The sequence below is a fragment of the Phascolarctobacterium sp. Marseille-Q4147 genome (assembly GCF_017968825.1).
GTDB lineage: Bacteria > Bacillota > Negativicutes > Acidaminococcales > Acidaminococcaceae > Phascolarctobacterium_A.
On the sequence record NZ_CP072874.1, the window covers coordinates 956,301 to 976,770 of the forward strand.

A 20,470-nucleotide genomic window follows, 5' to 3' on the forward strand; every position below is an offset into this window, starting at 1 on the left:
CGTAAATTTTACGTTTGAGCGAGGTGCCTTTTTATTTCTCAATATTAATTTATTGGCTGTTGTTGCGAAACAATTTCCAGTAAAATAAAAGTGTACGATAATTATGTTCGTGGTCTATACCAATGACATAGAAGTTTAAGGTGATTTCACTCTGACCGGCTACGCATATACTAATCCTTTCGTTATTATCATGGTTGATGCAAATAATTGGTTTATAAGCTTCAATTTTTTCGATTTGTTTCCAGGATATTGTTCGTGGTATCTTTAGCGGCTCAAGAAAGCTCCATCTGATTTTATAATTTTGCTGCAAGCCGTTTTTATCAATACTAACAATAGGCGTATGCTTTTTTATGGACATTTTAGCAAAATACATATGACGGGTATAACAGATTGTTAAACCGGCACCTATTAAAAAGTGAGGAACAGCAAAAAGTATGCCATAGTATAAAAAATAAATGGCAATAAACATGAATACCGCAGCAAATATTAGGTTGAAATAATCGCTTAAATTACAATTGTAGAAGTAATTTTGACGAAAATCGCTCTGTAAAAAATATTTACTGTCATTATAGTTATGCTTAAGGATAAATGCGTTGGCTGTTGCTTCTTCATTAGCGTTACGGCTTTTGGTAACAACTATAAAACTATCGCCTTGAGCAGCAGTGTTTATTATGCGTAAATCGTAGGCTGCTTGCATGAAAATTTGTCTGAAGCTGTTAAAGGTTTCGATGCTGTTAACATGGACAGGGTTTATAGCAAAGCAAATTTTTTCAGGCGTAATGCCACCTTTTTGCATTGAATTTACAAAATTTTGGATGTCTGTGGTATTGTTGGCAACAATAATGTCATGGGGAATGAAAAGTTTGTTGTCTTCGCTAAGTATAACGATGATACTTTGAGTTTCTTCTATTTTTATACCGCCGTAGAGCATGAGGGCACCTTCTTTGCTTTAGATGATATAAGTATAGCATTTCTTTATAGTGATATAAAGCTACCTATAGGATATACAGACAAATTTTTTGGCATATAAAAATCTGCCCGGCTTAAATTTTTAAGGCTCCCCATCTGAACGGCACGTTCAGGAGGGGAGCCTTTAGCTTACGGATTAAACCTAATGGACTTGGCAGATTTTACTACTGCAGCCTTCTGCCGTTTGGCATCATCAAACGGATATTGATAGTCAAAGGAAATAAATTTGCCATCCCTAACGAAGATATAATCCATTTCCGTAGAACTGGACAAATCAAAGCTTACATTCAAGCAATTTTCACCGCCAATAGTGATAAATTGAGCTTTGATATTGTCAAGCTTGTATTTAGGATTTTCTTTTTGCCTTGCTTCTACTTTCTTTTGTATGCGTGCAGCTTCTTTAGCAGCAAGTGTTTCTTTATCTTTATCGCTAAGGTTAGCAAAAGAATTAGGATAAAAGCTTAACTCTGCTTTATCAGTAATGTTTACAATCATGGGGCTGACGAAAAAATAACCATTAGAATAGGCGAATGTGTGATTGGGATCATTTTTTATAGGCATTAGTATACAGTTAGCTGGCGTAGTAAAGGATGCAGGATAATCTTTTAGAGTTTTTGTGGTAAAAGGACGTCTGTAAATATCATCGCTTAGAGGAGTAATTTTAACGGATTGGATTATTTTAGGGAGAAATAATTTTTCGTCAATAGGATAGATAAATCTATTTCCCACGTAGCTAAATTTATAAATACCATTTGGTGTAATGATTATGTAATCATCAAAAATAGCTAGTTCTTTCTCAGGTAAGTAGTATGAAAAACGCATTGCCGGGTATTTGGCAATAGAGAGCTGTTCTTTGAGCAGAATCTTATAGCCTTTCTCTTCCAGGTCAGCTAGCTTTTTGTAAAAAAACTTGGTGTTCAGCGTTTTTAAATCTTTAGCTTTAAGGATAAATGGGCGACAATCAACGAGAAAAACTCTTCCATCGCCGCGAAAAGAGTATAGGATATTCTTGTTTTTACTTTGATATTCTTTGTAATCTTTTTCAGGCACTGCAAAACTGAAGCCATATTCTTCGTTTTTATAATGCTGCATACTGATATTCGTCTTATCAGGATTAATGTGGTATAGGTCTAAAATTTGTATCTTTTCTTTTTCGGTAGCAGATTCTTCTGCTTGGACGATACTATTTAGAGCAACACAGGCCAAAAGAGCTGCGGCTAAAAATTTTTTGAGCATGGTTAAGACCTCCTTGGATATTCCTGACTAAAGTATAGCATTTCTTTATAGTGATATAAAGCTACCTATAGGATATACAGACAAATTTTTTGGCATATAAAAATCTGCCTGGCTTAAATTTTTAAGGCTCCCCGTCTGAACGGCACGTTCAGGAGGGGAGCCTTTTTTGATATTATCGGATTTGCTGTTTATTAGTGCAATGCAAATGAGTATAGCATATAATATTGTAACAGAAGTTTTTCTTGAGCTTTAACATGCTTTTCTATATAATAGCTATAAGGAGTGTTGCGATATGAATAACAATATTTTGGAATTAAATGGCTTATCTATTGAAATTCTGCAGAGATTATCTTTTAAAAGTCATTTGCCACTATCGTTAAATCGTACATTGCGTCATTTTGATAAGACAGAGCTTATAAAAGAACTGACTGACATGACTAATTGGCTTGATGAGCAAACCCTTCTGGCTGATGTTGCGCTTGACTATAGAATAAAAAGTTTAGAATCAATCGTAGGAAAATATAATCGTTATTATCCTAATAAACCGGTCAAGCAGGTATTTAATGATGTTCTGGGTTTTAGGGCCTTCTGCGATACATATAAGGAAATTTTAGATTTTGACAAAGAGTTATTTCATATAGCCGATATGTCTCATGGAAAAATGGATGATGATGGTTATAGAGGAGTACATGTTTACTTTCAGATTGATAATAGCTTTTATCCAATAGAGATTCAGTTTAATACGTTATATGACAGACAGATTAACAACTGGCTGCATGATTATCTTTATAAAAAGGATTTTCCGAATACTGTTGGTTGTATAATGAGAAAAAAATATGAGAATGGATTGATAAAGACAGATATTGAATTTGAGGAGGTTTTGCGTGATGTGTTATCTGGTTGCTAAGGATACAGCAAAACATGGTTGTTATGCGTTGAAAACTATGCATGGAAAGCATTTGGTAGAATTAAAAAGATTTTTAAATGAGCTTGTTGCTGCCAAAGGCATTCAGTTAGTGACAATTAGCAGACCTACAGCTTTTGGCGAGTATGCACCCTATCATTTTGCACAGAATGAGGAGGAATTTGTTTCTCTCGTCAAAGCGATGCGAGCATAGTATTTTTAAGGCTCCCCGTCTGAACGGAAACGTTCAGGAGGGGAGCCTTTTTGGGCGCTGGCTCACAACTTTTTCAAGGGACTTTTTACACCAACTCGCAACTTTTTCCAACGACTTTTGCAAAGCGCATCGGATAGGTGAGGGGAGCACACATGTTTAGCGTTATCGTTTTGCCTGCTTCCCGATGAGTTCCTCAAAAATTTACACATCATTTGCGCAAACGCTGTATAATATTCTTGTAAAGCAAATGAGGAGGTTTTGTTATGACTATGAAAAAAATAAACGCCTTTGAGCAAGGCGAAGCAATTTTAAAGACTCTGTCCAAGGGTGCCTTTCTTACTACTGCTGCCGACGGCAAGCAGAACACCATGACCATCGGCTGGGGCAGCCTGGGCTTTAAGTGGGGCCTGCCGACCTTCACTGTTATGGTGCGCCAAAGCCGTTATACCAAGGAGCTGATTGACGCTAATCCGGAATTTACCGTCAGCTTTCCGGTAAAAGAGGGCTTTGCCAAGGCTCTTGGTCTGTGCGGCAGCAAGTCCGGCCGTGATCTGGACAAGTTTACAGCTGCAGGCTTAACTACGGAAGCAGGCGAGACCGTCAGCGTTCCTGTTATCAAGGGCTGCGGCCTGCACCTTGAATGCAAAATCGTGGAGCATTACACCATGGCGGAGGATAAGTTCGACAAGGAGCTAGGCGAGAAATGGTATGCTAACAAGGATTGGCACACCTGCTACACCGGTATCATTACTGCCGCTTATGTAGAGGAATAACAGGCGAAGAACTGTAACAAACGCAAAAGCAGCTGCCGCAATGCGGCAGCTGCTTTTACTATGCGCGTCAACGTGCGTTGCCGCGTAAAAAGTGGTCGGTAATTATTCTTGCTGCTTCCTTGTCTGTCATATCAGCAGCAATATCGTCGCTTTGGTTAAAGATGCTCATGGCTACACCGAAGAAAACAAACTTAGTGGTAATCTCCGGTACCGTGTCTTCTTTAAGCAAATTGTCCTGCATTGCCTGCTCGATAAGCTTGGCTAAAATATCATATTCATCATGCAGGATTTTGTGATAACGCAGGATGCGTTCAATCGTTTCCTCGCTCAATTTTACAGAATTATAGCGGGGAACAACCTTAAAGCCGTCACCGTCAGGCTTAACTCTGCAGCCATTGGTACCGCCAAGCATTTCAAAGCAGATAATCTGCCACAGAGTGCTGTTGGCAACATAAAAATGCACCATTACCTCAAAATACTTTTTGAGCTTGTCCTCAAAGCTGTCTGCACTATCGACAGCTTGGTGCAGCTTTTCTAAAAAGGGGGCATTTTTATCGGCAACCAGCTTGTAGAAAAGGTGCTCCTTATTACCGAAGTATTTATAGACAGTTCCTTTGCCTACGTCAGCTAGGGCTATTATTTCATCGAGCGTAGCCTTTTCATAGCCATGCTGCGAAAAAACTTCTTCCGCTGCCTGCAAAATTCTTATATCCTTAGGTAATGACGTGTCTATTGCCACTATGAAACCTCCAACTATCCTAAATAGGAAAATATTTCGTACATTTATTACATTAATTATACCTTTTTATGCGGATAATTGCTAGTGAAGTTTACGTGTTTTATTAGCCGGAATTTTACTTTTCGTGACAAAATAAAAAACCCGCTCGCCGCGGGCGTTTTTATTTCGCGTAACTGCTGTCCGGCCCCTCAGCCGTCAGTGCTTTGTGCTTTTAGCATTTCCAAAAGTCCCCTCAATTGGCCGCTTCCACGAACCACCTTCTCTGTTTTTACGGTGGTGATACGTTACGCGATTAAGCACTATTTTATTTACGAATTCTCTTACACTAATGTATTATATCTGCAGTGATCGGAGAAACAAAAAACAACAACGGAAACAGACAGCTTACGCTGTTCCAACTCCGTTGTTGTTTATGGTGAAATTATACAACCAATGTCCATGGTTGTAAACAATTTTTTTGTAAAGAGCGTTAAATTTTTCCTGAGCCTGTTGCTACTGCAACAAAAGTTACAGTTTTAAAGCATTTTCAGAATTAAAAGTCAAACTTTTGACCTGTCAGCAGTTCATATGCTTCGATGTATTTGCCGATGGTTTTGTCGATAACATCCTGCGGCAGCTCGTAGCCTGCATCCGGGTTAGCACTCAGCCAATCGCGGACAAACTGCTTGTCATAGGAGGGCTGGCCTTGGCCAACCTTGTAGCCTTCCAGCGGCCAGAAGCGGGAGCAGTCCGGGGTAATCATTTCGTCACCCAGTACAACCTCGCCGTTTTCGTCAAGACCAAATTCAAATTTGGTATCGGCAATGATGATGCCGCGCTCCAGAGCATAAGCTGCACATTTTTTGTAGATAGCGATAGTGTAGTCACGCAGCTTCAGAGCATATTCTTTGCCACGGCCCGGATACAGTTTTTCCAGGATTTCGATGCTTTGCTCTACGCTGATGTTTTCGTCATGGTCACCGATTTCAGCTTTGGTGCTGGGGGTGAAGATAGGTTCAGCCAGCTTTTGGGATTCCTGCAGGCCTTCGGGCAGTTTAATGCCGCAGATTTCGCCGGTTTTCTTGTAGCTTTCCCAACCGCTGCCGGTGATGTAGCCGCGAACGATGCATTCGATAGGCAGCATGTTCAGCTTTTTGCATTTCATGCTGTTGCCGGTGAATTCGGGTTTCTGGAAGAATTCTGGCATATCTTTGGTATCAACGGAAATCATATGGTTAGGAACAATGTCTTTAGTCAGATCGAACCAGAATTTGGAAATCTGAGTCAGCACAGTGCCTTTTTTCACAATCATGTTTTTCAGAATATGGTCAAATGCGGAAATACGGTCAGTGGCAACCATAATAATGCTGTCACCAACATCATACATCTCACGAACCTTGCCGGATTTAAACGGTTTGTACTCTTGCATTTTAATGCCTCCTAAAAATTTCTCAACAAGTAAATGCAGGCTCAGTGCCGGAATTTCTTGTCAGTGTTAACTTTGTTATATTTTATGGTAATATCATAGCACAGTCCAACGAAAAAGTCGAACATTTTTCGTGTTTTAACAAATATTTTTCGGATTATTTTACATCTTGCGGCAAAAGGCCGTCCAAGCGCAGCATATCGGCAGTGACCAAAGGCTGTCCCAAACGTCTCCCCGGCACAAATGTACCATGGCAGTCGCTGCCGCCGCTGATTAACAGGCCGTGCTTTTTACAATGCTGCAGCAGGCGCTGCGTTCCTTTTTCTGAATGGTTGGAGTGGTAGCATTCAAAGCCGTCGAATTTCTCCGTCCGCAGGATGTCGAGCACGCGCTCCAATCCGGGACCGTGAAAGCCGCTGGCAGCATGTGCGCACAGTGCTGCGCCGCCGGCAGCGTGAATCGCTGCAATTACCTCGCTTATGGCAGGAAATTCTGGAAAACCCAGGTCGTGCTCCGGTGTAAAGATGCGTTTAAAGAAATCACCCACGCCGCTGCAAAGTTCCTTGTCAATCAAATAGGCGAGGGCACGCCAGCCGCCGCGGCGTCTGTCGTAGGTATAACGGGCGAATTCCGCTTCATCGACAGGCCAGCCGTCGCGCGCCAGCAGATGAATGCTGTCTACATCCTTCTGCTCTAACAGCGCTTCGTTGTGCTGCATCAGTTCCAGCAGCTGTTTATTATGGATATCAATGCCATAGCCCAGAATATGAAACGACAAATCCTCCTTGGTGGAGCAGATTTCCGCCGCCGGCAGCAGTGTAATGCCTGCTGCCGTAGCTAATGTCATTGCTTCCGCAACGTTGGCTACGCTGTCGTGGTCCGTTACGGCAATCAGCCCCAGCTGTTGCTTTTGCGCTTCGGCAATCAGCTCCGCCGGTGTCCAGGTGCCGTCCGAGGCCGTAGTATGTATATGTAAATCAGCTCTTACCGACATGTAAGCAGCTCCCTTCTATTAAATTCTGCTGTCAAAAAGCAGAAACAGAGTAAAATTTTTATATTTATAGCATAGTTTATAATCATATGCATGTCAACTGCCGGTAAAGATATTCTCTCATTGCACAATAGTACGCGAAATTTTTTTGAAGCTTGCGTGCTTTTGTAACAAGCTTAACACTTACTTATATTTTAAGGGTAATAGTCCCTATAATGAGTACGGATAAATTCAGTGTCTACTCTACAAACACAATACTCATTGTAGGCTTGACATTATTTAACTTATGTTATATACTATGAACATCGTTGTATACGGGAGTATAAATTAGGGGGAATTCATTATGTTTAGAAAATTTGCTGCGATTATCAATGAAGTCGCACTCATCAAGCAAATTGCCGTTGGTCTTGTCATCGGCATTCTGCTGGCACTTTATGTACCGCAAGCGGTACCTGTTGTTACCATCTTCGGTGACCTGTTTGTAAAAGCATTAAAGGGCGTTGCTCCGGTGCTGGTTTTCTTCTTGGTTATGAACGCTATGGCCAAAAAGAAAAGCGGCGGCGAAGCAAATATGAAGCCTATTATCGGCTTATATGTTATCGGCACCTTCTTTGCATCCTTAGTTGGTGTAAGCCTGTCCTTCCTGGCACCTACCACTCTGCACCTGCAGGTTGCGGATGCTAAGCTCAACCCGCCCAGCGGCATTGTTGAGGTTCTGCATAACCTGATTCTGAGTGTTGTAGATAACCCGATAGCTGCTCTGCTGAACGCTAACTACATCGGCATTCTGGCATGGGCTGTAGTATTCGGTCTGGCTATGAACCTGGCTGCCAACGAAACTACTAAAAATGCTCTGGATGATGTTGCAAAGGCAATCACCCTGGTTGTTAAATGGGTTATCCATTTCGCTCCTCTGGGCATCATGGGCCTGGTAGCAACCTCCATCAGCGACAGCGGTCTGTCCGCAATTTCCAGCTATGTACATCTGCTGGCAGTACTCATCAGCTCCTACTTCCTGGTAGCGCTGGTTATGAATCCGTTGATCGTTTACTTCAACATCCGTCGCAATCCGTATCCGCTGGTTTGGGCAACCATCCGCGAATCCGGCGTGTACGCTTTCTTTACCCGCAGCTCCGCTGCTAACATTCCGGTTAACATGGCACTGTGCAAACGCCTGGGCCTGAATCCTGATACCTACGCAATTTCCATTCCGTTAGGCGCAACCATCAACATGGCTGGTGCTTCCATCACCATTTCCGTACTGGCGCTTGCTGCTGCCAATACTCTGGGCATTCATGTTGATATGCCGACAGCTCTTCTGCTGTGCATCGTTTCTACCGTTGGTGCCTGCGGTGCTTCCGGTGTTGCCGGCGGCTCTCTGCTGCTGATTCCGGTTGCCTGCGCTTCCTTTGGTATCAGCAATGATATCGCTATGCAGGTTGTAGGCGTTGGCTTCATCATCTCCGTACTGGAGGATGCTTGCGAAACTGCGCTCAACAGCTCCAGTGACGTTCTCTTTACCGCAACTGCCGAATTTGCAGAACGCGCTAAGGAAGGCACTCTGAAGTCCGAAGACCTGGTTCCGAGAAACAACATTTAATTTAACATAACAACAAAACGGCCGCCGAAGCTTGTGCTCCGGCGGCTGTTTCATTTTGAAAGGATGATGTGGTTTTTATGTATTAGCCTTCAATGGCAATATATTTTTTGTCTTCGACTTTTTTAGGCTCAACCTTAGGAATAGTAACCTTCAGGATACCGTCTTCGAATTTAGCCTTGATATCCTCTTGGGTAACTGCTTCGCCGACATAGAAGGTTCTTGCACATTGACCGCTGTAACGTTCACGGCGGATATAAACGCCTTTATCGTTCTTTTCGTCCTTGTCGAGGCCTTTAGCGGCGGTAATGGTCAGATAACCGTTTTCCAGTTTGGCGCTGACGTCCTCTTTTTTGAAGCCCGGCAGGTCGATATCCATTTCATAAGCGGTATCAGATTCCTTGATATCGGTTTTCATAACGTTCTGAGCATGTTTGCCGTACAACGGATTGCGATGACCGAAGAACTCTTTATCAAACGGGAAATCCATTAAATCATCAAATAAGCTTTCACCAAATACACTAGGCATCATCATAAGTCATTCCTCCAGTTTTATTGCGCTTGTTGTAGTCATTTTAATGTTGATGCAGCAAGTATTGATTTGATTTGCCAACGCGGGAATTGTGCTTTGCGGGTGCTGCCCTTGCAGCTCCTGTAGCTCATTTCCTTTGTTGATTATGTTATACCACTATTTGTTAGCACTGTCAAGCGTTGAGTGCTAATTTCTGACGATTTCACAGAAATTACAAAAAGTGGGGTGTAGGGCACCCCCTTCCGCCTCACTACGTTTGGCATCTTACAGATGAAAAAGCAGTAATAAAGAGCCTCTCCTTGGGGAGAGGTGCCGAGCTTGTCGAGGCGGAGAGGGGATATGCTGAAAATAATGCTATTCGTAAGCATAAAGATTGCAAGCAAATAATCTTTGTGTACGAATTTTCTTCAATCTAAATTCAAATGTAAGCCTATAAACCGCAGTCCCCTCTCAGTCGCCCTAGCGGGCGCCAGCTCTCCCCGAGGAGAGCCTCGTTTTTCTTCCTAATGTTTCATCTGCTTGCAGCTTCCTTCCGTCAGCTCGCAACCCCCTTCCGCCTCACTACGTTCGGCACCTTCCCCAAGGGGCAGGCAAGACTAATAGCTTTCCATTAACCTTCATTAGCACGTTCTTGGTTCCCCCTCGGGGGAACTGTCGCGTTAGCGACTAAAGGGGGAAATGTGAGAGCAGATAAGAAATTTGCTAGAAGTATAACCCAAAATCTCTAAAATTTTCTCCAAATTTCCCCAAAATTCCTAAAAAATTCCCCTCATCCTACCCGGATTTGCCATTTCGGGTAGGGACAAATTACTAAAAATTCGTTATACTACAGCCAGAAGCAAAGGAAAAACAACTTGTTCTTCTTGCTTTTCCGACTTTACCAAACGGAGCAGGTACTGCAAAAACCAAAATGAAACAAGGCAAATTTTGGCAACAGGCAGCGCAAGCCTCCGCAAGGTAAAAGAATACTTTACTTAAAGAGGAGGAATTTATCATGAAAAAATCTTTAGTACTCGCAATGGCAATGGCTCTTGGCGTAACCGCATCCGCTTACGCTGCTAACCCGTTCAGCGATGTTCCTGCCGGCCACTGGGCATATGACAGCATCAGCAAGCTGGCAGCTGCAGGCGTAATCGATGGCTACGGCGACGGCACCTTCGGCGGCGACAAGCTGATGACTCGCTATGAAATGGCACAAATCGTTGCTAGAGCAATGGCAAAGGGCGCTAATGTTGACAAGCTGGCAGCAGAATTTGCTGACGAGCTGGACAGCCTGGGCGTGCGCGTAGCTAACCTGGAGAAAAAGGCTGACAATGTAAAAATTACCGGTGAAGTTCGCTTCCGTTATGTTGACCAAGACGGTGCAATGTCAAGAAGGACTTTAGACAGAGGTTACAGAGTTTTGGGCAATGATTCCAACCATGTGGCAGATATCCGTTCCCGCATCTGGATTAACGGTATGATTAATGATGACTGGACCTACACCGGCATGCTGCAGAATGTTCAGAACCTGAATAATAATGCCGGTGATGAAAATACAAGCTTCCAACGCGCTTATGTAGACGGCAAGCTGGGCGGCATGGCAGTACGTGCAGGCCGTTATAACCTGGTAATTGCTGACGGCAATATCTATGATACCCGTGCTGATGGTCTGGAGCTGTCTTATGGCAACAAGGTTAAGGTAAAAGGCTTTGCAGGCAAGGCAACTGATGATATTACTGTAGTACCGTTTATGATAAATGATGGCATTAATACTGAAACTGGTGATATTACTAATGGCGGCAAGTATTGGGGCTTGGCAGTAGAAGGCGAGTTGGCTAAGGGCTTGAAGGCTACTGCCGGCTACACTCAATTCAAAGATATGGGAACCGGCTCTGTTGCATTTGACAATGGTAACTTTGACAAAACTGATATTGACAACGGCATTTGGCATGCAGGCTTGAGCTATGATATGGGGCATTTCAATCTGTCCGCTATGTATCTGAAGGGTGATTTGTCTGCTGACAAACTTAATGATCGTAGTGATGGCAACATTAACAAAGCTATTGATAAATACCTGGATGACGACGGCTTTGTTATCGGCTTGGCTTATAAGGGTGCAAAGGCTGAGGATGCAGGCAGCTGGGGCGCATGGGCTAAATACTATGACCAAGGCGCACAAACCTATGTTGCACACACCACCGATGCTAACACCTTTGGTATGACCGGCTTCAAGGGCTTCGGCGTTGGCGCTAACTACACCCTTGCTAAAAACATTGTAGCTAACGTTGCATACTATAACACCGAATCCAAGCTGATGAAAGAGCTTCCTAGTATTGCTGCTGATCTTGATCGCACCAAAGACCATCGCTTCTGGACTGACGTAACCTTCACTTTCTGATAAACCTTCATACAAAAACTTCCTAAAATCGGCAGCGCTCCGGCGCTGTCGGCAGAGAACCGCCGCAAGGCGGTTCTTTTGCGTTTTGGAGAGGAAGAGGGAGATGAGGCTCTCCTAGGGGAGAGCTGGCGCCCGTTAGGGCGACTGAGAGGGGATTGTTGTTTAAAAATTTACTAATAGCATATGTATGATGTACCCCTCTCCGTCATCGCTACGCGATGCCACCTCTCCCCAAGGAGAGGCTCGCTTTTCTTTCTAAAGTTGCATCTGCTTACCCAACCCTTCCGTCTGCTCGCAGCCCCCTTCCGCCTCACTACGTTCGGCACCTTACCTGAGGGGCAGGCATAAGGAGTGTTCTCTCTTGACATCCACCTCAAATTCAAGTAAACTTAAATTAAGTTCTTGAAAACTGCAACTAAATTTCGCTTCGGGCTGATTTACCTGCGGACAATTAAATAAGCAGTATATCCTGCAGATACACCTTATTTGCAGAAGCTTAAGCAAGGCCATTTACATGGTACATTCTAAGAGTAGTACATACTGACGATTTCTAATCGTCAGCGTACTGCTCTTTTTTGTTTTTTAGCGCCTTGATAACTGCTTATGTATTTTTTATTGCATCTGTGCTAAAATGAAAGGAGAGATCTTATGCAAGACCTGGCAAAAAAATTTGAGAATCTGACAATCCAAAGCGACTTCATCTTCAAGAAGGTAATGTCGCGCAAGCGCATCTGCATCCACCTGTTAGAGGAATTACTGCAGATTAAGATTGCCGATATCAACTACCTTGAAGCCGAAAAATCGCTTGAACCCGACTACACAAGCCGTGGCATCCGTCTGGATATAATAGTGAAGGATGACAAAAATACGCATTACAATTTGGAAATGCAGGTAAAGAATAATAAAAATCCCCACACCAAAGCCTTTGTCCTGCCCAAGCGTTCACGCTATTATCAGGCGCTGCTTGATATTGATTTGTTGCAGCAGGGACAGGAATATGATTTGCTGCCGCCGACCTATGTAATTTTTATTTGTGTGTTTGATTTCTTTGCAAAGGGTAATTATGTCTACACCTTTAAAAAGCGTTGCCTTGAAAATCTGGAGCTGGAGCTTCAGGATGAAGCAACCACCATGCTGTTGAATACCAAGGGTACGCATGGCGATATTTCCAAGGATATCAAAAGCTTTTATGATTATGTAAACAACCACATTGTAAATAGCGATTTCACCAAGCAGATTGACGATGAAATCAGCTATCTGAAACTAGATACGAAAGTGAGGCGAGAATTTATGCTTATGGAAGCACGTTTATTAGATGAAAGGCGTGAGGGCGAAGCAAAAGCGAACATTGCTACTGCCAAGCGTCTTATAAGTATGGGACTTTCTGTGCAGGATATCGCCAAGGCTACTACATTGCCAATAGAGAAAATAGAAGAATTAAAGGCAGAACAAGTCTGATACAAAAGAGAATAATTAAAATCAAACCTCGTGATTTACCGAACCCGGTGAAACACGGGGTTTTCGTATTTTTTGCGCAAGCACGTCGGAAGTTTAGCGGAAATATAACCTAAAATCTCAAAAATATCCCAAAAATCCACCTCATCCTACCCGAAATCACCCTTTCGGGTGGGGCGCTTTTGCTTTTTTTAGGCTACACTATAGGTGTAAACAATCAGCTGTAAAGCAGGCAGCAGGAAGCGGAGGGATTGATATGCTGAAAGAAAGCTGGAAAAACATTTTGCTGGGCGCATTGCTGCTTACCGGATTGACAATGCTCTTGGGCAGTGACAGCTCCGACAAAAAAGCAGACTCTCTGCTCGCCATGCCTAAGGCAGAAGCCGCCGCTATGCCTGTCTACGAGCAGGAATATATGAAAATCGTGGCTGGTGTCTGCGATTATTTGACCACGGGTAATACCGCCGGACTGCCGACGCAGGGACTGACAGGCTTTGAGGAGCTAGAGGGCCATAATGATCCCGGTCAGGGCGTAAGCAGTGTCGGCTATACGCTGCAGGATATCAATAATGATAAGGTGCCGGAGCTGATTTTGGCCCAGATTGCTTATCCCGAGGGCAAGGGCTATTATGGCCGGGATATCTATGCTGTCTATACCTTTGTGGACGGTAAGATAAAATTTGTTGACGAGGGCTGGTCGCGCATCCGTCTGCGTCTGCTTCGGGATAATACGCTGAGCAAGCGCACCTGGAACGAAGATAAAAATATGGAATGGGTGCTGGAAATGAAGGATTTGCTGCGGGACGGCAGCCTGCGTCAGGGAGAAACCTTCTATACAAAGGTTGAGGATGGCAGATGTAATGTTTACCGAAAATATTTAGATGTAAATGATACTTTTGTTACCCAAAAAACTTCCATGCACTTTGACGATATGATGAATATTGACCTTGGTGCCCAAAAGCTCGAGCTTTTACCGCTTGCGGAATACAGCAATCGTGGCTTTAAGGGACTGGTAATGCAGCATCTTAACTGCATGGGTTTGCATGAGCTGCAGGATAATAGGGTAGATCTTTCTGCATATGAGCATGTTTATGTGGATAATCCCTCTCGGGGAGCAGAAGTGTTGTTTAGCAGCAATACTTCTCTGGTGAGCTTTGAAGTGCTGGATTTGCAGGGTGATAGCAGCAGAGTTATCTACAGCAAAGGACTGCTGAACCCGGAAGAAAAGCTGGTGCTGCATCTGGAAAGCTTTGAAACTGATCCCGTGCTAAGCGATGAAACTGTTATCAAGAACGGTATCAGCTTAAGGGACGATACCGGCAGCCTGCGCAAGTTTGCGATTCGGGCGAAAGTTGAGGACGGCAGTGTTTATCTGGAGGAGATTGATTAAGGTAAAATCTGCATTCTGTGCGGAAATTTATAGAATTAGGGATTTTAGGAGGTAATGAATATGAAAATGAAAAAATTAACCAGCTTATGTGGTTGCCTGTTGCTTTCCATGTGCATGGGCGTTGGCGCTATGACTGCTCCGCTGTCTGCTGAGGCTGCAGCACGCGAAAAGGTTATTCTTGACGCAGATATGGTGGATTTGTTTGATGATGGCATCGCTATGATGATGCTTGCCGAATCTCCCAAAATGGATCTGAAGGGTGTTACCATCGTTATCGGCAATACCTGGGTTGAAACCGGTACCGCTTCCGCTATTCGTCAGCTGGAGGGCATCGGCCGCACCGATATCCCCGTATATATGGGCGTTAATGAAACCGTTCGCAAGGACCGTTTCGCTAACATGAAGGAAGAAAAACGCATTTACGGCCGTGGCCATGACTCCCATCTGGGCGCTGCAGGCTATCCTCAGCCGGCATCCTGGCAGGCTGAATACCGCAAGAATTATAATGATGAGCCTGTTATGAACCCACAAAAGGAACATGCTGCTGATTTCATCATTGATACTATCAAAAAGCATCCGGGCGAAGTAACCATCGTTGCTATCGGCAGTGGTGCTAACCTGGCAGCTGCTTTGGACAAGGCTCCGGAAATCGCTCCGATGGCTAAGCGCGTTGTTTATATGGCAGGCGCTTTCTTCTGCGAAGGTAACGTAATGCCGACCTCCGAGTTCAACGTTTGGATTGATCCGGAAACCGCTAAAAAGGCTTACCGCGCTCCTTGGAAGGAGCAAATCTTCCTGCCGCTGGATGTTTGCAGCAAGGAACTGATGAGCCACGATGATTTCAAGGATCTGGAAAGCCGCATTAAGAGCGACCGCTTCAAGGCTATGTGGGAAAGCCACTATGCTACCCCGATGTTCCGCAAGGATCCGTCCTTCAAGAACTACATTTGGGACGTTCTGGCAGCAGCAGTTGCTATTGATCCGTCCGTAATTCTGGAATCCGAAACTCTGCCGGTTGATGTTGATGACCAATACGGTTATGGCTACGGTCAGACTATGGGCTTCCGCGGCGCTGCTCCTGAGGGCACTCAGAATGCGAAGATTGTTTATGCTGTAGACCGCGCTAAGGTTTGGAAGATGGTTGAGGATGTATTCAACAAGCTGTAAGCAATAAATTTGCCGATTTAAAGCTTGCGCCCTACCCGAATTTGTACTTTCGGGTAGGGCGCTTTAGTTTTTTTTAGGGTAAAATATAGGTATAAAAGATTAGCTGCGAAGCAGACAGCGGGAAGCGGAGGGATGGAGATGTTGAAGAAAAGCTGTAAAAATGTCTTAGTTGGAGCAATGCTGCTGGCTTCATTGGCAATGCTGCTGAATGGCTGCGGTTCGGATAAGCAGGCGGCAGCAACGCAGCCCAAGGCCACGAAGGTGGAGGAGGCTGCTGCAACTGTGGCGAAGGTGCCTGCCTATGAGCGTGAATATGGCAAGCTGGTAGAGGGTATCTATAATTTTGTGAATGATGGCGATATGGGTAAAATGCCGCAGCAGGGCATGACCGGAATTTATGAGCTGCGGGACCGTATGGGCTATGTTGATGCGTTGAACATGCTTGGTTATACGCTGCAGGATATCAATAATGACAAGGTGCCGGAGCTGATTTTTGCTATTTTGGATAATGAAAAGCAGGGCAAGGGCTATTACGGCAAGGATATCTATGCTATCTATACCTTTGTTGACGGTAAGATAAAATTTGTTGATGAAGGCTGGGCACGCAGCAATCTGCAGCTGTTGCCGAACAATATGCTGCTGACACGCGGCAACAGCAGTAATACAGACTATGTGCTGGTGCTGGAGGATTTGCTGCCGAACGGTAATAAAAGATGCGTTGATATGTATTTTACCCGTTCAAAGAACGGTAATGCGGCTGCCAACGGCCTTGATGTTTACCGTAATGATGTGGGCAGAGATGATGTGGCTGCTTCGCAAAAGACGAATATGACGGCTGATGATTTCTTTGATATGGGAGCAGAGATGTCCGGTGACAGCGTGAAGCTTGAGCTGTTGCCGTTGAAGGAATATAAGCAGAGAGGCTTTAAGGGCTTGGCGATGCAGTATCTGGAATGCATGGGCGTACACGAGCTGCAGGATGCAAAGGTTGATCTTTCCAAGTACGAGCAGGTTTCCGTACCTAATCCCTTTAAGGGTGCGGATGTAATTTTCCGCAGTACGAAAAATCTGGAAGAGTTCCGCCTGTTGGAGCTTGCTTCCGGCAAGAGCGTTTACAGCAAGGATTTGCTGATGGCTGATGAAAAGCTGGTGCTGCATCTGGAGAGCCTGGAAACTATTCCCAAGAACGGTATCAGTTTTAAGGATGATGCAGGCAGGGAGCGCCGGTTTGCGATTCTGCAAAGCGGTAAGGACGGCAGTATTTATCTGCAGGAGATTGAGTAAGGTGTATTTCCTGAAGGAATTTAATATTTGATGTAAAAAACTTTGGAGGTGTTTTTTATGTGTAAAAGATTTTTAGGTGCAATGTTATTGGCACTGGGTATTGGTTTGTTTGGCGGTTGGGGCAGTGCTCAGGCGAATAGTGCGCCGGAGTCTACGCAAAGCATGCTGCATGTGTGCTGGCTGAAGGATGCTCATGTTAATCCTGCAGCCTGTGAGGTTGTGAGAATGCCGGATGCTTTTGAGCCGGCGAAGGCGGTGGTGACGAGCTCGGTGGATTTCCCTGATTTTCAGGTTGTGGCGCTGGATTTGCGTGAGGTGAGCGCTGAGGGCTATCCTGTTTTTAACGTGCAGTCTATTTATTATAAGGATTTCCTGCGTGCGACGGAGCCGATTATTATTGTGATGCGTGATTCCGAGTCCTTCCCGCGCAACGGTATTGCGGTGCGCGATTCTTTGGGCAGGGAGCGTATTTTCGGTATTGCTATCAGCGGTGAGGACGGCAGCCTGCTGCTGAGTGAGGTTGAGAGATAGAGGTGCGGGCGATGAAGAGATTATTTAGCTTGCTGATGTTCTGCCTGCTGCTGCTTGTCAGCGCAACAGCGATGGCAGCATCTTATGGTGCGTATCCGTATATGCGTTATGGTGCGAATGGCAGGGATAATGCTTCTTTGCATCTGATTTATACGCAATCCGGCGTTTTTGCTTCTGTTGTTACTTATGATTTGCAGGACGGTAATGCGCCGATGTTTAAGGGCGTGGGTATGCTGGAGAATGGTTCGCTGGTGCTGGAGGATTATTCGTTTGACGTGGGCCGTCATGGTGAGGATACACGTTATTTTGGTTATGGCTCTCAGCCGCTTGTTTGCGAGGCCAGAGTGCAAGAGGGTAAGCAGGTTGTGCTGCTGCCGACGGTTGATGCACGCGAGATGGGTATTACTAAGGTGAGTGAGCCTGATATCGGCGGTACCTATAAGTTTGAGGGAATGCAGGCGGAAGAGGATTATACTATGGCGCTGTATTTTCTGCGTAAGCTGAATGTGAAGAATACCGGTTTGGATTTGAGCAGTAAGGATTATTGGTTTGGCTATGGCAGTCGTTTTGCCGAGGATCCGAACAGCGTTTTTAATTCGTATATGCCGAAGGATGCCAGCGATTATTTTGGGGTTTATGTTTATAATAAGAACGATGAGCTGGTTATGACTTATTATGTGCATCCGAATTTGTGGGATGCGTATCGTGTGACTGTTGATGGGGAGATTATGATGTTGTGCAGCAATGATGCTGTGGGTTGAGGCAGTGAGTTGAGTTTGAGGTCCTTGCGACGTAAGTTAATATTGCGGAGCAGGGGCCTTTTTTTGTACGCGTATCGCAACCCTTCCGTCTGCTCGCTGAAGCTTGCCGCCACCTTCCCTTTCAAGGAAAATATAATGGTCCTGCAAAGTTTTACTTTGGCTATTACTACGAACTTTTATATGCTCCCTGCGTTGTACGCGACATTAGCACGACCAACAGTTTCTCGCTACCTTTATATGCTCCCTGAAAGGGAGCTGGCATCGCCGTAGGCGATGACTGAGGGTTGTGTACAAGATATATTAATTGCTCAATTTAGTTTCTAGTGCTACCCTTCTTGCCTGCCCATTGGGGAAGGTGCCGAGCGTAGTGAGGCGGAAGGGGGTTGTGCGTCGCAATTGACATGTCGCAACCCTTCCGTCTGCTCGCTGAAGCTCGCAGCCACCTTCCCTTTCAGGGAAGATATAATAGTATGTGTAGTTCTAACTATCGCTGTTGTTGCGAACTTTTATATGCTCCCTGAAAGGGAGCTGGCATCGCCGTAGGCGATGATTGAGGGTTGTCTACGATATATTTGCTCGTTATGGCATTGTGCTAACCTTCTTGCCTGCCCCCTCGGGGAAGGTGCCGAACGAAGTGAGGCGGAAGGGGGTTGTATTTCTGGAGGTGAGCTTATGAAGAAGCTTTTGTGTGCTTTGGCGTGCGGTGCGTTGCTGTTGTGTGGCGGGATGTCGGTTGCGCGGGCTGATTATTATGAGATGTATAATCCTGCTACCCATGTTGAGGGTGGCGCTATGGTGTATGAAACTACACGCGGCGTTTTGATGGATTTGAAGGTGCACAGCGGTGAATGGCAGGATGACCATTACCGCTATGAAACCGAGGCGAGCGGTGTGGTGCGTTTTGCGCATGACGGTGAGCGTTTTATCGGTTATCTGCAGGTGCCAAGTCTTGCAAGCTATGAAAATGGTATGGGTTATCCTTCTCGGTACAGCTATAGTATGCCGCTTTATGAAAAGTATGCTTTGAGTAATCCGCAGGGCTATCAGGCGCAGAGCAAGCTGTATGGTGCCTGGATTTTGGGTGAGCCTGAGGGTAATAATCGGGTGCTGCCGTCCCTGGCCGGTACCTATGAAAGAAGCAATAAAAGAGGTACTCGCTTTGTGCAGGGTGAAACGGAAATGCCTTGGATAGTAGCGAAACTGTTTTTGCAGCTGGTGTTGGAGCCGAATGTTAATTTACTGGACAGAAGCAACGGCTCTTTCAGCTTTTGGGATTATCAGTGGGAACAAGAAAAGGCGTTGTATCCGGATGTTGACAAGCGTTACAGCTATCATACTATGACTAAGGCGGGAGATCCGGATGCTCCTAATCCGGTGCAATTTAAGGATGCGCGCTATCTGGTAGAGAAAAGCGGCAGGCTGATTTATAATGTTGCCGATGACGGCACGGTAAGGAAAATTTACGATTTGGCCGATGAATAGGCAGCAGATGATTGCGCACGATTTTTGGCAATGGGGGTGGCGCTGATGCGGTTACTGAGATTGCTGTGTATGACAATGCTGGGCCTGCTGCTTTGGGTGGCAGGTCCGCTATCGGGAGGTGTGGCTATGGAAAGGGCGATTGATTGGCAGGAGCTGTCTGTGAGCAGCAGAGGTATGAGCAGAGCAAGCTGTTATTCATTTAACCTTTGCCGACGCGATAGGGAACTGCTGTTTGACAGTGAGTGCTTTGCAGATGGCGAGCGCCTGAAGTTTTACGAGGTACCTGTTACGGCAGAGGAGCTTACACCGCTGGATAAGCTAATACAGCAGCTGCCATGGCAGCTGCGCCAGCCTTCGGCATCTCATCCTGCGAATTTGCCGCGTGAGATGATTGAGGTGCTCGACTGCGGCAGCTTTTCGTTGACGCTGCTGACGGCAATGGGCGAAAAGCTGGTATGCCGTACTGACATTGAGCAGCAGCAGGAGCTGTTGCGTGAGCTGCAAAGGCTGGCTAAGCAGGTGCATGAACAGAAGCGTGATGCAGGCCATGAGAAGATGCATCCTATGCGTGGATTTAGGCTGTTCAGGGAATTGCCGGAAAAATAAGCATGAAAGCAGTACGGGCTGCGTTTTTGGCAGGAATTTAGCCGAAAAACAGAA

At 45.1% G+C, this 20,470-nt stretch carries 19 protein-coding genes; 13 read left to right on the forward strand and 6 right to left on the reverse strand.

Going from position 1 to position 20,470, the window contains the following annotated elements; genetic code table 11:
• Positions 1-49: 49 nt before the first annotated feature.
• Together KAH19_RS04460 and KAH19_RS04465 are read right to left on the reverse strand one after the other, a co-directional pair.
• Entirely contained in the window at positions 50-931 is an 882-nt protein-coding gene (locus KAH19_RS04460; protein ID WP_210685268.1) for a hypothetical protein, read from the reverse strand.
• Positions 932-1,098: 167 nt separating this feature from the next.
• Positions 1,099-2,205, reverse strand: a complete 1,107-nt coding sequence (locus KAH19_RS04465) for a hypothetical protein (protein WP_210685269.1) — start codon at positions 2,203-2,205, stop codon at positions 1,099-1,101.
• A gap of 292 nt (positions 2,206-2,497) precedes the next feature.
• Between KAH19_RS04465 and KAH19_RS04470 the strand changes: the two genes are divergently transcribed.
• From KAH19_RS04470 to KAH19_RS04480, 3 genes are all read left to right on the forward strand, one after another.
• Positions 2,498-3,112 carry a hypothetical protein gene (locus tag KAH19_RS04470; protein WP_210685270.1) on the forward strand — a complete coding sequence of 205 codons (615 nt, stop codon included), beginning with the start codon at positions 2,498-2,500 and terminating at the stop codon, positions 3,110-3,112.
• A complete protein-coding gene (locus KAH19_RS04475) occupies positions 3,093-3,323 on the forward strand; it encodes a DUF6718 family protein (protein ID WP_021721214.1) in 231 nt (76 codons plus the stop codon). The genes KAH19_RS04470 and KAH19_RS04475 overlap by 20 nt, the downstream gene beginning before the upstream one ends.
• A 263-nt stretch (positions 3,324-3,586) precedes the next feature.
• A complete protein-coding gene (locus KAH19_RS04480) occupies positions 3,587-4,096 on the forward strand; it encodes a flavin reductase family protein (protein ID WP_210685271.1) in 510 nt (169 codons plus the stop codon).
• 67 nt (positions 4,097-4,163) lie between these two features.
• Here KAH19_RS04480 and KAH19_RS04485 read toward each other — a convergent pair whose 3' ends face one another.
• The 3 genes from KAH19_RS04485 to KAH19_RS04495 all read right to left on the reverse strand — a co-directional run bounded on the left by KAH19_RS04485 (position 4,164) and on the right by KAH19_RS04495 (position 7,234).
• Positions 4,164-4,835 carry a TetR/AcrR family transcriptional regulator gene (locus KAH19_RS04485; protein ID WP_210685272.1) on the reverse strand — a complete coding sequence of 224 codons (672 nt, stop codon included), beginning with the start codon at positions 4,833-4,835 and terminating at the stop codon, positions 4,164-4,166.
• A gap of 532 nt (positions 4,836-5,367) precedes the next feature.
• On the reverse strand, positions 5,368-6,243 hold the full coding sequence (locus tag KAH19_RS04490) for a phosphoribosylaminoimidazolesuccinocarboxamide synthase (RefSeq protein WP_021721218.1): 876 nt from the start codon (positions 6,241-6,243) through the stop codon (positions 5,368-5,370).
• A 154-nt stretch (positions 6,244-6,397) separates the two neighbouring features.
• Positions 6,398-7,234: a PHP domain-containing protein gene (locus KAH19_RS04495; RefSeq protein WP_210685273.1), complete on the reverse strand. Its 837-nt coding sequence runs from the start codon at positions 7,232-7,234 to the stop codon at positions 6,398-6,400.
• Positions 7,235-7,574: 340 nt separating this feature from the next.
• Here KAH19_RS04495 and sstT point away from each other — a divergent pair, with 340 nt between their 5' ends.
• On the forward strand, positions 7,575-8,831 hold the full coding sequence (gene sstT / locus KAH19_RS04500; protein ID WP_210685274.1) for a serine/threonine transporter SstT: 1,257 nt from the start codon (positions 7,575-7,577) through the stop codon (positions 8,829-8,831).
• An 82-nt stretch (positions 8,832-8,913) separates the two neighbouring features.
• On the opposite strand, the gene KAH19_RS04505 is transcribed toward sstT, so the two are convergent.
• Positions 8,914-9,363: an Hsp20/alpha crystallin family protein gene (locus KAH19_RS04505; RefSeq protein ID WP_210685275.1), complete on the reverse strand. Its 450-nt coding sequence runs from the start codon at positions 9,361-9,363 to the stop codon at positions 8,914-8,916.
• Positions 9,364-10,354: 991 nt separating this feature from the next.
• On the opposite strand from KAH19_RS04505, the gene KAH19_RS04510 reads away from it, so the two are divergent.
• The 9 genes from KAH19_RS04510 (at position 10,355) to KAH19_RS04550 (ending at position 20,416) form a co-directional block, all read left to right on the forward strand.
• A complete protein-coding gene (locus KAH19_RS04510) occupies positions 10,355-11,740 on the forward strand; it encodes an S-layer homology domain-containing protein (RefSeq protein WP_210685276.1) in 1,386 nt (461 codons plus the stop codon).
• A 648-nt stretch (positions 11,741-12,388) separates the two neighbouring features.
• Positions 12,389-13,198: an Rpn family recombination-promoting nuclease/putative transposase gene (locus KAH19_RS04515; protein WP_210685277.1), complete on the forward strand. Its 810-nt coding sequence runs from the start codon at positions 12,389-12,391 to the stop codon at positions 13,196-13,198.
• A gap of 253 nt (positions 13,199-13,451) precedes the next feature.
• Positions 13,452-14,585 (forward strand): hypothetical protein, encoded by a 1,134-nt coding sequence (locus tag KAH19_RS04520; RefSeq protein WP_210685278.1) that lies wholly within the window; start codon positions 13,452-13,454, stop codon positions 14,583-14,585.
• A 60-nt stretch (positions 14,586-14,645) separates the two neighbouring features.
• The gene (locus KAH19_RS04525; protein ID WP_246869427.1) at positions 14,646-15,752 is read left to right on the forward strand and encodes a nucleoside hydrolase; all 1,107 of its coding nucleotides are present in this window, start codon (positions 14,646-14,648) and stop codon (positions 15,750-15,752) included.
• A 138-nt stretch (positions 15,753-15,890) separates the two neighbouring features.
• Positions 15,891-17,036 (forward strand): hypothetical protein, encoded by a 1,146-nt coding sequence (locus KAH19_RS04530; RefSeq protein ID WP_210685280.1) that lies wholly within the window; start codon positions 15,891-15,893, stop codon positions 17,034-17,036.
• Positions 17,037-17,093: 57 nt separating this feature from the next.
• Complete coding sequence (locus KAH19_RS04535) at positions 17,094-17,567, forward strand: hypothetical protein (RefSeq protein ID WP_210685281.1); 474 nt, start codon at positions 17,094-17,096, stop codon at positions 17,565-17,567.
• 11 nt (positions 17,568-17,578) lie between these two features.
• A complete protein-coding gene (locus tag KAH19_RS04540; protein ID WP_210685282.1) occupies positions 17,579-18,328 on the forward strand; it encodes a hypothetical protein in 750 nt (249 codons plus the stop codon).
• Between the two features lie 672 nt (positions 18,329-19,000).
• The gene (locus KAH19_RS04545) at positions 19,001-19,810 is read left to right on the forward strand and encodes a hypothetical protein (protein WP_210685283.1); all 810 of its coding nucleotides are present in this window, start codon (positions 19,001-19,003) and stop codon (positions 19,808-19,810) included.
• Between the two features lie 45 nt (positions 19,811-19,855).
• Positions 19,856-20,416 carry a hypothetical protein gene (locus tag KAH19_RS04550; protein WP_210685284.1) on the forward strand — a complete coding sequence of 187 codons (561 nt, stop codon included), beginning with the start codon at positions 19,856-19,858 and terminating at the stop codon, positions 20,414-20,416.
• Positions 20,417-20,470: the final 54 nt, after the last annotated feature.